The sequence below is a fragment of the Xanthomonas translucens pv. undulosa genome, assembly GCF_017301775.1.
Lineage (GTDB): Bacteria > Pseudomonadota > Gammaproteobacteria > Xanthomonadales > Xanthomonadaceae > Xanthomonas_A > Xanthomonas_A translucens.
In genome coordinates this window covers 2,696,555-2,709,181 of the sequence record NZ_CP063993.1, presented here as the reverse complement: position 1 = coordinate 2,709,181, position 12,627 = coordinate 2,696,555, and the positions used below count along the sequence as shown (strand labels likewise).

Here is a 12,627-nt window from a genome sequence, read left to right as displayed (position 1 = left end):
GGCAAGCGCGGGTGGCGCCAGGCACCGTTGCGGGTGCGCGCATCCCGCCGCGGCCTTGCCCGTAGATGCCGGACGCGACAGCGTCGGCTACCATCGGCGGCGCCGGCGGCGTCCCCACGCCGGCGCCCGTTGCGCTGCGCACACGACCGCCCCTTCGTCATCCATGAACCACGCCGCCTCGTCTCGCCTCGCAGCAAGCACTGTTCTCGCCACCCTGCGCGTGAGCGCCAAGCTCGCCGCCTTGGCCCTGATCAGCGTGCCGTTGCTGCCGCTGCAATGGCTGCTGATGCGCTGCACCCGCGGCCGCGGCGCCTTCGTGCTGCCGCGCCTGTGGTTCGCCTGCGTGCGCAGGCTGATGGGCATCCGCGTTGAGTGCGTCGGCGTGCCGCGCAGCGGCGGCGGCACCCTGTTCGTCGGCAACCACCTCTCGCATTTCGACATCGTGGTGTTGGGCAGCCTGCTGCGCGCGCGCTTCATCGCCAAGAACGACATGGAACGCTGGCCGGGGATGCGCCGCTTCGGCGCACTGGCGCAGACCCTGTTCATCAGCCGCCGCCGGATCGACGCGGCCAACGTGGCGGCGGCTGTCGCCGCGCAGATCCGCCCCGACCACGACGTGGTGCTGTTCGCCGAAGGCACCACCTCCTCCGGCGAGCGCGTCGCTGCGTTCAAGTCGAGCCTGTTCTCGCTGTTCCTGGGCGGCGACGCCCACGCCCGGCCATGGACGCTGCAAGCGTTCACTTTGCAGGTGCTGTCCGTCGATGGCCGACCGCTGGCGCAGGGCGGCGAGCGCGACGCCTACGCGTTCTACGGCACGATGCAGGCCGGCGCCCATGTCATGCGCTTCTTGGGCATGTCCGGCGCCGTGGTGCGGGTGACCTTCCACGCGCCGATCGCCCTCGACCACGGCGCCGACCGCAAGGTCGTAGCGCAGCGGCTGCACGCGATCGTGGCAGCGGCGCTGCCTGCACCCCGCAGCGACGGCCCACCGGCCTAGGCCACCGCGCGGCCGGGCCTGCGCGCGCCGCGGCGTCGGGTCAATGCGTGGGCAGCGGCTGCATCCGGTAGTTGTCCGGCGGCGTCGCGCCGAGCAGGTATTGCACGAAGTAGTCCCAGCGGCGGCGGGTCACATACGGGGTGTCGTCGTCGCCATAGGCATGCTTGGCGTTGGGCAATACCAACATGTCGAAGGTCTTGTTGGCTTTGATCAGCGCGTCGGCCATCAACAGCGATTCGTAGGGCGGGACGTTGTCGTCCAGGCTGCCGTGCACCAGCATCAGCCGGCCCTTGAGGTTGGCGGCGAGCAGCGGATTGGCCTGGTTGTCGTAGCTGTCCTTGCCCTCCTTGTCCACGCTGAGCCGGCCCTGATACTTCTCGCCCCAGTCGTCCTCGTAGTTGCGGTTGTCGTGATTGCCGCTCTCCGACCAGGCCACCTTGAAGAAGTCCGGGTAGCGCAGCATCGCGTCGGTGGAGGCGTTGCCGCCGCCGGAGTGGCCCCAGATGCCCACGCGCTGCAGGTCGATCCACGGGTAGCGCTGCCCCAGCTCCTTCAACCCGGCCACCTGGTCGGGCAAGGTGTTGTCGCCCATGTCGGCGTACCAGGTGTCATGGAAGGCCTTGGAGCGCCACGGCGTGCCCATGCCGTCGATGGCCACGACGATGAAGCCCAGTTCGGCCAGCGCCTGATTGTCGCCATGGCTGGCCAGAAAACTGCGCCCGCGCACCGAGCCGGTCTGCGGGCCGGGATAGATGTAGTCGATGATCGGGTACTTCCTGGCCGGGTCGAACCGCGAGGGCTTGAACATCACCCCGTACAGCACGGTCTTGCCGTCGCGCGCGCGCACCGTGATCGGCACCGGCGGGACCCAGCCGGCGGCCTGCAGGCGGTCGATGTCGGCCTTGGCCACGGTGGCGAGGGTGCGGCCATCGCCGGCCTGGCGCAGCAGCGTCACCGGCGGCTGCGTGGTGGTGGAGTAGCTGTCGACGAAGCGCTGGCTGTCCGGCGACAGGGCGATGCTGTGGTCGGCCGGCTCCGGCGTCAGCAGCCGCGGCGCGCCGCCGTCCAGGCTCACCTTCCACAGCTGCTGGTCGTACGGATCCAGCCCGCGGCTGCGGCCAACCGCGCGGAACCAGGCGGTGCGGGTCTGGGCATCGACCTTCAGCAATTCGGTGACGTTGCCCTCGCCGGTGGTGATGGCACGCTTGGGCTTGCCGGTGGTCAGGTCGTACAGGTACAGCTGGCCCCAGTTGCTGCGTTCGGAAAACCACACCGCTTCGTTGCGCGCCGGCAGGTAGGCCCAGTTCGCCGCGACCTGACCGCTTTCATAGTAGGTCTTTGCGGTTTCGCGGAACGCGGTGCGGACCGCGCCGGTGGCCGCGTCGGCGATGCGGAACCAGGCGTCCTTGTGGTAGCGCGAGGTGGAGACGAACGCCAGGGTCTTGCTGTCCGGCGCCCACTTCACATCGTCCCAGCCGCCGTCCGCGCCGCAGCTGACGTCGTCGCACAGGGTCGAGCGGTGCTGGTCCGGCGGCATCTGCAGCCGCACCACCATGCGCGTGGGCACGTCCACGATCACCCGTTCGATCATGGTCACCTCCTTGTCGCCGGGCATCGGGTACTTCCACTGCAACAACTCCGGATGCCCCAGCTTGCTCCTGACCAGGTACATGTCCCCGCTCTTGCGCTGATCCTGCTGGAACGTGGCGATCTTGCGCGCATCCGGCGACCACTCCAGGATCGCCGTGTCGCTGTGCTTCCAGCCGGCGTTGTCGGTGGCGTAGCCGAAGTCCTGCACGCCATCGGTGGTGAGCTGGGTTTCCTTGCCGGAGGCCAGGTCGCGCAACCACAGGTTCCAGTCGCGGACGAACGCCTCGGTCTTCTTGTCCGGCGACAGGACGCCCGGCTCGGGCTTGTCCGTGGCGTAGACCTTGCTGCAATGCGCGTCGGGGTCGCAGAACACCTGGGTGTTGCGCACGCTGAAACGGTAGCGGCCATCGGCGGCCAGGCGCAGCGACTTGATCGGCAAGTCGGCCGCGGCCAGCGGCCGCTCGCTGAGCGCCAGCAAGCTGTTGAGCGCCGCGGCCAGCGCGGCCTGGTCGAACAGCGGCGCGCGCTGGCCGCTGACCGCGTCCATGCGCATGAAGTGATCGCCGTTGGCGTCGTGGTCGACATAGGCGAAATGGGTGGCGTCGAGCCAGTCCACGCGTTCGACCGCATGGTCCAGCAGCGGTTGCGTCAGGTGCCCGAGCGCGCGCTCGGCCCGCGCATAGTCGGCGGCGGTGACGGCCGGCGCCGGCGCCGGCGCGGCGGCGGCGGCGGCGGCGGCCGGCAGCAGCATGGCAAGGAGGACGGCGCCGAGCGCGCGTGGGGCAAGAAGCGGGGAAGGCATGGCGTGGGGGGTTCCGGAGCGGACAGGTGCAGGCGAGGGGAAGCGATCCTTGCGCGTCATCCGCCGATGCTACGCCCGGCGCAGCCGGCGCTCCCCTGCCGGAAGTCGTAGTGGCGCACTGACGGTGCCCGTGGCGGTCCGGGTCGTGGCCGCTGCGCAGCACTGCCTGCGTTGTGATCGGCAGGCAGCAGCGACCGGTGCGGCGTCTTGCGACCCGCACGGGTCGCTGGCGCGCTTGCCTGCCTGCCATGCTGCGCGCCCGGACACGGGGCGGCGTCCGCGCAGATCCATCGCGACCGTTCATGGAGAACGCAAATGAAAAGCGCGAGGGCCGTCTCGTCGTTCCGGTCCCCGCACGCCGTCACCATCGCGATGCCGGTCGGCGTCGGCAACGACATCGAAAAACCGAACAAGGTGACCCGGGAAATCCTCGGCAGGCTCGGCTGCGCAGGTTGACTGGGTGCACTGTAGGAGGGGCTTCAGCCCCGACAGACTAGTGTCCGGAGCCGGTGCATTTCCCGGCTGCGTTCGTCGCGGCTGAAGCCGCTCCTACAGGAAGCAAGCGGCCGACTTGCCGGTTGCACTGTAGGAGCGGCTTCAGCCGCGACAGGCCGCCAAAGCCGCTGCGATCCCGGGCCTTTTCCTTGTCCATCTGTCACGATCGCTTCCGAAGCCCGGCAGCTGGACGGCTTCGCGCGTCGCGACTGAAGTCGCTCCCACAATGCATTGCGGCAAGGCTGGCTGCATTGTGGGAGGGACTTCAGTCCCGACTGTTTCCGAAGCCGGATAGCTGGATGGCTCCGCTCGTCGCGGCTGAAGCCGCTCCTGCAGGGAGCTTGCAGCAGGCTGGCCGGGTGCACTGTAGGAGCGGCTTCAGCCCCGACAGACTAGTGTCCGGAGCCAGTGCATTTCCCGGCTGCGTTCGTCGCGGCTGAAGCCGCTCCTACAGGAAGCAAGCGGCCGACTTGCCGGTTGCACTGTAGGAGCGGCTTCAGCCGCGACAGGCCGCCAAAGCCGCTGCGATCCCGGGCCTTTTCCTTGTCCATCTGTCACGATCGCTTCCGAAGCCCGGCAGCTGGACGGCTTCGCGCGTCGCGACTGAAGTCGCTCCCACAATGCATTGCGGCAAGGCTGGCTGCATTGTGGGAGGGACTTCAGTCCCGACTGTTTCCGAAGCCGGATAGCTGGATGGCTCCGCTCGTCGCGGCTGAAGCCGCTCCTGCAGGGAGCTTGCAGCAGGCTGGCCGGGTGCACTGTAGGAGGGGCTTCAGCCCCGACAGACAGTGTCCGGAGCCAGTGCATTTCCCGGCTGCGTTCGTCGCGGCTGAAGCCGCTCCTACAGGGAGCTTGCGGCAGGTTGGCCGGGTGCACGGTGGGAGGAGCTTCAGCCCCGACCGCATCCGAAGCTGGAACACCCACCGCTGCGCTCGTCGCGGCCAACGCGGCTCCCCCACTCGCCGCTACGGCTTCGCCGCCTCGCACAGCTTGCGATTGAACCAGGTGGACTTGGCGATCGGCAGGTAGCTGTCCCAATCGCTCGGCGGCAGCATGCTGCCATTCTTGTCCAGTTCCTGCTGCAGCGCGTCCTCGTCGCGGCTGCCGGCGGCGATGGTGGTGTCCAGCACCGCCAGGCACTCCTTCGGACGGCCCAGGCACAGCAGGGCGATGGCGCGGTCGTTGGCGAAGCGGTCGCGCTCCAGCCAGTTGAAGAAGGTGCCGCATTCCTTGTCGAACGCGTCCATCCCCGCCAGCGCCGCCGCATAGCGCTTGCCGCGATAGTCGGCCAGGTACGCCGCGCGCCGCCGTGTGCTCGCCGCAGCGGTGCAGCCGGCCGGCAACGCAAGGTACTCGCCCTCGAAGCTGGCGCGCGCGCCGCAATAGGCGCGGCAGCTCTCCGCGGTCAGCGCCTTCACCGCGAACCCACCCGGCGTGCGCGTGAACGACACGCGGCACGGCGTGTCGCTGCCCTCGGTGACCTCGGCGATCTCGCCGCGCAGCGTGCCGGACAGCCCGCAGCTATGGCCATTGGCACCCACCGCGTCGATCGCGAACTCACGCACGTCGCCCTGCCCCCTGAGCTGCAGGCTGCCCCAGCCATCCTTGGTGCCGTACTCGCTGGGCGCCGGCGCGGCCGCGGCAGCAGCGCAGCTCGCAGTGCACAGCAACAACACCGTCCAGTTCCATCGTCCTGACATGGCGGTTTCCAGACTCGGCAAGGAAGTGGAATTTTCCTCCATCTCGCAGGCCATCGGCCAGTGCGGCAGACCTCCTCTGCGGTCGCCGCCCTGGCACGACCGTGCGCTATGCGGCGGGGCGCTCGCCGCCATGGTGAACGGACACCGGGCCTGCGCCGGCCACCGCTGACGGCAGCGTCGCGCAGATAAGCGGGCAAGACACCGGGCAAGCCCGGCGGTCGCTACGGCGGTCCTGGCCGTCCCGGCCCGCTGCGCCGGGCCACCCCACATCCGGGCGCATGCTGAACCCCCCATTCAGCTACCATATGCGACTAACTCTCATTCCGGATTCGACCATGCACCTGCGTCCCCGTCGCAACCGCCTGCCCTTGGCCGTGGCCTTTGCCTTGAGCGTGACCGGCCAGTCGGCCGCCGCGCAGGACGCGCGGAGCGATGCGGTCACGCTGGACCAGATCTCCGTCTATGGGCGCGTGACCAACGAGACGACGCTGCACATACCGCAGACGGTGGACGTGATTGATCGGGCGATGATCGAGGCGACCGGAAGCGAGACCGTGGGCGATGCATTGCGCTTCATCCCGGGCGCGTCGCGCGATGGCTCCACCCTCGATGCGTTCGGCGACACCTACCTGATCCGCGGATTCGCGGCGAATCAGACGGTCAACGGCATGACCGCCAATCCCCTGCGCCAGGCGCGCGATGCGGTCGCCATCGAGCGCATCGAGGTGCTCAAGGGACCGGCCTCGGTCCTGTACGGGCAGCTGCAGCCGGGCGCCCTCGTCAACATCGTCACCAAACAGCCGGAGAGCGTGTGGGGCTTCGAAGGCGCCGTGAAGTACGCACGCTTCGACGACTGGCGCGGCACCCTGGATCTGACCGGCCCGCTGGCCGCCGACGGCGCGGTGCGATTCCGCCTGGCCGGCGCCGTCGACGACAGCACATCGTTCGTGGATTTCTGGAGCCGGGAACACCAGTTCATCGCGCCGTCGATCGCCATCGACCTGGGCGAGCGCACCACGTTGACGCTGGAAACGTTCTACACCCGCAACCGCATCGAAGGGTTCTTCAACGGCCTGCCGGCCGAAGGCACGGTGCTTGCAAACGCGAACGGCCCGCTGCCGCGCGCGCTCAGCCTGGTCGACCCCACCTTCGCTCCTTCCGTGCGCAGCAACACCGACGTCAGCGCGCGCCTGGAGCATCGCTTCAGCGACAGCGTCCGCTACCGCGCGGCCATTTCCTGGACGCGGGAAGAGGTGGACGAAGAAAACATTTTCGGCGTGCTCGGCTGGGACGAGCCGCAGCGCACGCTGACCCGCGCGGTGCTCGATGGACACGCGCGCGGCGAAGCGTGGTCGGCGCACAACGACCTGGCATGGCAGACCAGCACCGGCGCCATCACCCACGCGTTGGTGGCCGGCAGCGATTACACCCGGTTCAACCGCCGCACCACCAGCAGCACCGGGCTGGCCAGCAGCCTGGACCTGTATGCGCCGGTCTACCAGTTCGACCGCAGGCCCGAGGTGACCCCGATCCCCTCGCGCAGCAGAACTGGCGACGAAGCGTTCCGCACCCTCGGCCTGTTCGCGCAGGATCGGATCGGCCTGACCGAACGGCTGCGGGCAGTGGTCGGCGCGCGCTGGTCCACCTACCGGCAGGACAGCGCCTCGCTGTCGGGCGCAGGCGTGAGCGGCGACTTCCAGCAGAAGCAGGACGCGTGGACGAGCCAACTGGGCCTGCTGTACACGCCGCGCGAGGACCTCGCGCTGTTCGCCAACCGCACTACCTCGTTCCTGCCGGTCTCCGGCCTGACCGCGCGCGGCACGCCGCTGCAGCCGGAAACCGGCGTGCAGTACGAAGTCGGCGCCAAGTCCTCGTTCTGGAACGGGCGGCTGCTGGCGACAGGCGCGCTGTTCCGGCTGGAGCGGCAGAACGTGGCGGTCTCCGATCGCGACAACCCAAGTTCGCTCGCCGCCATCGGCCAACAGCGCTCGGAAGGCATGGACGTTTCCGCCCGCCTGGGCATGCACGGCTGGGACGTGCAGACCGGCTACGCCTACACGCGCGCCAAGACCACCGAGGACACCAATGCCGCATTGGTCGGCGTGCCCATCCGCAACGTCCCCAGGCACAGTTTCGCGCTGCAGACCGGTTACCGCTTCAACGACGGCGGCCTCAGCGGCCTGCGCCTCGGCGCGTCGTCCACCTACATCGGCACCCGCACCGGCGACGTGGACGGCAGCTTCGACTTGCCGGCGTACTGGCGCACCGACCTGTCGATGGACTACGCGATGAGCCGCCAGCTCACACTGGGGCTGCGCATCGACAACGTGGCCGACAAACGCGGCTACACCCACGCCTTCAGCACCTTCGAAGTGTGGCCGGACATGCCGCGCACGGCGAGCTTCACCCTGTCCTACCGCGACTAGGCCACGGCGTGCGCCGGCGCTGGGTGCGGCGCATCGCGATGCCGGCGGCGTTCACCGCTGGTGGCGCAAGCGGCACGCACGCCGCGGCTGGGCGGATGCCGAACCGCGCCCTGCCGCGCCGCGGCGCGGTCCGCTTGCATCGCCCGGCATCGCGCCCCCCGAACCGGGCCATGCCCAACCTCGATCACAGTGGGCACTGCGCATGCACGCGTCAGCCGCTCAGGCAGCGGGCGCGGGCGGCGCTGCTGCGCCAGCCGCCGCTTCTTCACGGATGCGGGCCGCCTGCATTTCGATGGACAGCAAAGTGCCACGCAAATCGGTGGTGTCCTCACGGGCCTGCTTCATGCAGAAATGCGCAAAGCCCGCGGCACCCGGCTGCGGCGCGATTTCGTTCGCGGTCAGCGCGCCAACCAGGCGCTGTTGCAGCCCCGGCAGCCTGTTTTGCGCACGCGCACGCTGTCTTGCGTCTGGACTTGCCTGCTCTGTCTCCGCCATGCCAAGCTCTTCGAGCATCAGGCTCACGCTGCGCAGTTGGACTTCGTCGCGCTCCTGCGCTTCACGCAATTGCGTTGCCAGGCGCGTTTGCGCCTGCTGCGCGGGCGTGCGCTCGCGCTCCGCTTCACCGGCCGGATCGGTGCCGGCATCCAGCGGCGGCAGCGTCACGCGTGCGCTCAGTTTGGTTTGAAGGTACTTCTTCTGTAACTCCAGGCAACATTGCATGTAGGCGATCTGCGGCTTGACCGAGTCCGGGGTTTGCAGCCACTGCGCCAGTGCGGTTTCGGTCAACGTGTCGGCGTGCTTGGCATAGCTGCGCGCGGCTTTCTCGCCGGCCTGGCGGTGCTTGCCGCTCAACACGGCGCGTCCGTAGGTGGCACCTGCAAAAAGCGCGGCCTTGGCCCGTTGCCTGAGCGAGGGCTTGTGCGCCGGCTGAGCGAGTGCGGTGTGCGCGTCGGTGGAACGCGGCACCGCACGGTAGCGCTGTTTCCGATCCTCGGCACAGCGCTGCAGCAACGTTTCCCGCGCTTTCTCCTGGCCGTCGGCGCAGGCATGCAGCGCGCTGCGCAGCTCGAATCCATGCTGCGGGGCAGCCCGCATGGCCTCGGGCGCAGGCAGCGCATCGGCCACGGCAGTCAATGCCTGATCCGCCCCCGCGGCTTGCGCGGTTGCCATGGGTGCGCCGATGGAAGCGGACAGCGTGCGATCCTGTTTGCGTCCGTCGCCGGCGCTGCCCTTTACCCCCGTCTCCGCTGCCTTGCCCCGATCGGGATCACGCGCGGGCGATGCACTGCGAAGCAGTGCGGGATCTTGCGTGGCGGCTGCCGCCGTCTCTGCGGCAGGCAACAGATCGGCCACGGCCAACAATGCCCGGTCCGCACCCGGCGTGTCCGATGTCTCGTAATTGCGATAGCGTTTCTGCCTGCCATGCGCCAGCAGGAATTGGTGTCCGCCGACGCCCATCGTGGCCGCGCCCAGCAGGCCGGCACCGACGATCAACCCGGTGCCCACCGGCCCGGTCACGGTGGCGCCGCCGAACAGCACCGCAGCACTGAGCCCGGTTTTGGCGAGCGTGCTGGCGGTGTAGGTGGCGCCGCCGGCGACGAACCCCTTGTTCCAGGCGTTGAAGCTGCCGGCAAAGCTGCTGCGCTGCTCCAGCTTGGTGCTCAGGAAGTGCTGGTAGCGTTGCGCGTCAGGGCTGAGCTCGCTGGGTTCCAGTTGTTGCAGAAAGCGTTCGACACGTGCCACATCCGCAACGATGCGCGTTTTCTCCTTGCGCGACTGGTGCAGGAACGCGCCGCCCAGCCCCACGGCCGCAACGCTGGCCAACGGGGCGAGCACGAAGGTGCTGGAAATACTCGCCGCGGAGGCCGCGCCTGCCGCCGCCGCGCTGTGACCGATCAAGCCTGTGGCCGTGGTGCTTTTGGCGCCGATCGCCAGCCCGCCCTGCAGTGCGAGCCCTTCCGTCGCCTTGGCGGAGATCACGCTGGCCGACGCCATGGAGGTCAGCGCAATGTGGCCATCGCGGGTGTTGCGTTGTTGGTGATAAGCGAGCGTTTCGATCGCATCGTTCAGGGCATGGATCTGGGGGCCTGCCGCCGCCGCAAGGGGGCCGCTCGCCACTGCCGGTTGCAGCAAGGCCCGCTCCGATTGCAGCTGCTGGCTGCGCTGTCGCAACGCGCTGCGCTGTTCGGAGACCTCGCGTGTTTCCTTATAGGCGGCGTAGATCGCCAGGCCCGACAGCGGCAGCATCGCACTGCTGATGCTCAAATTCAGCGCCAGCTCGAAGGTGCCGTCCGGTGCGCCATGTTCGGCCAGCGTGTGCATGATGCTCCCGCTTGTCTGCGCTTCGATCGGGTGCGGCGCCTGCTGGAGCCCGGCATCGGCAGCCGGCCGAGCGTGATCGTCTGCCGGCGCTGGCGCGTGGTCGACGTGGGCGTGTTCGTGAGGAGCGGGCTGCTCGGCTTTCGGGGCAGACTCAGGGTCGCCTGAGGGGGGCACCTCGTTGACCAGTTCGGCCGTATTGTCAGCCGTGCCGTGCAAGGGATCGGCAAGGTATTTGGCGACCACGAAGACGTCGTAGGCCGCCTCGGCCTCCTGGATATCGGCGACGATGTCCTCGCCGCATTGCCACAGGGACGTGTGGACGGCATCCAGCGACGCGTGGGCGACGTCCAGCCGGGCCAGCGTCGGTTTCTTCTTCAGCGCCGCAAGCCCAAACGGCCACCCGCCGGCGACGTGCAGGTCTTTCGGTGCGGCGGGCGTTTCAGGGAGCGCGGAAGCGAGCTGGCCGGCAGAACTGTGTTTTTGCTGTATGCGCATACCAGAAACCAAAAAATGCTGTGACGCAACAATGCTGACGCTGCCGGCACAGCGGGTGCAATCGGTCTGCGAATGTCCCGGTGCCGAAGCGAAATAACGCGCCTGCATCCGGGGTGATAATTCATTCCATGTAAATTAATTTGAAGGCCGCGATCGAATAACCTGAATATCATGAACAATATGAACAATATGAACAAAATTAATGATATGAATGATATGAATAAAACGATAAATTTTCAGGAACTTATCGGGTTTTCGGCGATGACATGCGTGGACTGACACGTCCTGGTCGAGACCACGCAAAAAACCAGCTAAAGAACTGAGATGATTCACCGATGGTGGGCGATGGCGCCGCCGGCCGCCTTGCCCACGTTGGATCAACATCGCAAAAGCTCAAGCACACTCCCCAACGTCTGCGGATTATTAAATATTCACTCAATCGGCCTGGGCGACGCGCTGCGATACGTTGCGACTGTCCTGTAGAGCAAAGCCGCACGCTCATCCGCAGCAACACGTTCAACGACGCTCAAGCCCTGCAACGCCGGGCCGGCCGACGCCTGTGCGTCACCCAACAAGTAAGCCAGCCGCAGGTAAGCTGCACTCTCGATCAGGTTCTTGTTTTTCGTCTCGGCGCCATACACGGCGGACAGCCCGTAGTACGCATACAGGTTCCCCGCCGTTGCCGCCTGCCGAAGAATGCCCAGGCCTTCCTGGAAGCGCCCACCCTCGATCGCGGTCTTCTTGCCATAGAGCACGGCTGCGGGTTTGTTGCCGGCTTGCGCCTGCGCTTTCAACTGCACCAGGCTCATTGGCTCCAGGCGCGCCAGTTCGGCCTGCGTCGGGTAGCCATGCGCCAGCAGCCACTGCGCTTCTGCCTCGGAATCGGCCACCAGCGGCCCTCTGACCTTGCAGGCATCGGCGTCGCCCTGGCAAAGATACTGGCTGGCATCCTGGTGCTGCGCCGACGCCTGGGTACGTTCGTGATCGGCTGGATTGGCGGCGGAACGCTGTTCGCTTGCGTCGGCCGGGGAAACGGCCACCTGCGACGGTGGTGTCACCGAAGCGCTGCCAGCTTTCGGTTTGTCTGGTGTTCCACACGCGGCAAGCACGATGGAAAGTGCACTCATGCACAGAGCGACATGCTTTTTCATCACCTCACCTAGTAGAGAGCCACGTTGATGGCGATCATCAGATCATGCCATCCGCGACCCGCTACAAACCTGCTCTTCCTGGCTCGGGTTCTGGTTGATCTGTTGCTGCATGGCGCAGCATAGAGCGAAAGTTTTGAACAGTTGTAGGCCAAATCGTTTATAGCGGAACGGATGATCCGGTGCGGCGCGGGGGACGGCATCCACAACCAGCGCCGATCGACGGGACACGTCGATCGGCGCGATTGCGCGGCGCCTACTCTTGCGGCGCGGCCGTGATGACTAGCGCGCCATCGACGACAGCGATCTGCGGCTTGCTGCCCGGCACGAATCCAAGTGCGGCCAGCCACTGGCCGCTCAGGCGCAAGGTGGGAATTTCCTGGCTCTGCCAGCGGCCGTCCACCATCACGTCGTGGCAGGTGGAGCCAATGGTGCACTGCGCGGGTTGGCGCGGACGCGACGCGCGCTTGCGCGGCAGTTCGTCCTCCGTCGGAATGGGATGGAACAGCGTGGTGCGCGCCATGTCGCCGAGCGAGAGCCCCAGCATGGGCGAGGTGGTGGCGTGCGCCGCCTCCGGCGCTACTGGCTTGCGGGTGCGGCGACGGGGAACTTGGGCGCTTACGGATGTGGTTGCTTTGCAGAACATAGTGGA

8 protein-coding genes are annotated in these 12,627 nt (G+C 67.6%); 3 read left to right on the top strand and 5 right to left on the bottom strand.

Annotated features, from left to right (window positions below; translation table 11 throughout):
- Positions 1-163 precede the first annotated feature (163 nt).
- Positions 164-997 (top strand): lysophospholipid acyltransferase family protein, encoded by an 834-nt coding sequence (locus ISN38_RS11375; RefSeq protein ID WP_038238745.1) that lies wholly within the window; start codon positions 164-166, stop codon positions 995-997.
- Between the two features lie 40 nt (positions 998-1,037).
- On the opposite strand, the gene ISN38_RS11370 is transcribed toward ISN38_RS11375, so the two are convergent.
- Positions 1,038-3,389 (bottom strand): S9 family peptidase, encoded by a 2,352-nt coding sequence (locus tag ISN38_RS11370; RefSeq protein WP_058195687.1) that lies wholly within the window; start codon positions 3,387-3,389, stop codon positions 1,038-1,040.
- Between the two features lie 315 nt (positions 3,390-3,704).
- On the opposite strand from ISN38_RS11370, the gene ISN38_RS11365 reads away from it, so the two are divergent.
- Positions 3,705-3,845, top strand: a complete 141-nt coding sequence (locus ISN38_RS11365; protein WP_003476526.1) for a hypothetical protein — start codon at positions 3,705-3,707, stop codon at positions 3,843-3,845.
- Positions 3,846-4,849: 1,004 nt separating this feature from the next.
- On the opposite strand, the gene ISN38_RS11360 is transcribed toward ISN38_RS11365, so the two are convergent.
- Entirely contained in the window at positions 4,850-5,584 is a 735-nt protein-coding gene (locus tag ISN38_RS11360; RefSeq protein ID WP_206711812.1) for a hypothetical protein, read from the bottom strand.
- 335 nt (positions 5,585-5,919) lie between these two features.
- Here ISN38_RS11360 and ISN38_RS11355 point away from each other — a divergent pair, with 335 nt between their 5' ends.
- Positions 5,920-8,010: a TonB-dependent siderophore receptor gene (locus ISN38_RS11355; RefSeq protein WP_206711811.1), complete on the top strand. Its 2,091-nt coding sequence runs from the start codon at positions 5,920-5,922 to the stop codon at positions 8,008-8,010.
- A gap of 219 nt (positions 8,011-8,229) precedes the next feature.
- On the opposite strand, the gene xopK is transcribed toward ISN38_RS11355, so the two are convergent.
- The 3 genes from xopK to ISN38_RS11340 all read right to left on the bottom strand — a co-directional run bounded on the left by xopK (position 8,230) and on the right by ISN38_RS11340 (position 12,621).
- Positions 8,230-10,827: a type III secretion system effector XopK gene (gene xopK / locus ISN38_RS11350; protein ID WP_081320445.1), complete on the bottom strand. Its 2,598-nt coding sequence runs from the start codon at positions 10,825-10,827 to the stop codon at positions 8,230-8,232.
- Positions 10,828-11,258: 431 nt separating this feature from the next.
- The gene (locus tag ISN38_RS11345; protein ID WP_206712215.1) at positions 11,259-11,954 is read right to left on the bottom strand and encodes a hypothetical protein; all 696 of its coding nucleotides are present in this window, start codon (positions 11,952-11,954) and stop codon (positions 11,259-11,261) included.
- 277 nt (positions 11,955-12,231) lie between these two features.
- Positions 12,232-12,621 (bottom strand): SymE family type I addiction module toxin, encoded by a 390-nt coding sequence (locus tag ISN38_RS11340; protein ID WP_206711810.1) that lies wholly within the window; start codon positions 12,619-12,621, stop codon positions 12,232-12,234.
- Positions 12,622-12,627 lie beyond the last annotated feature (6 nt).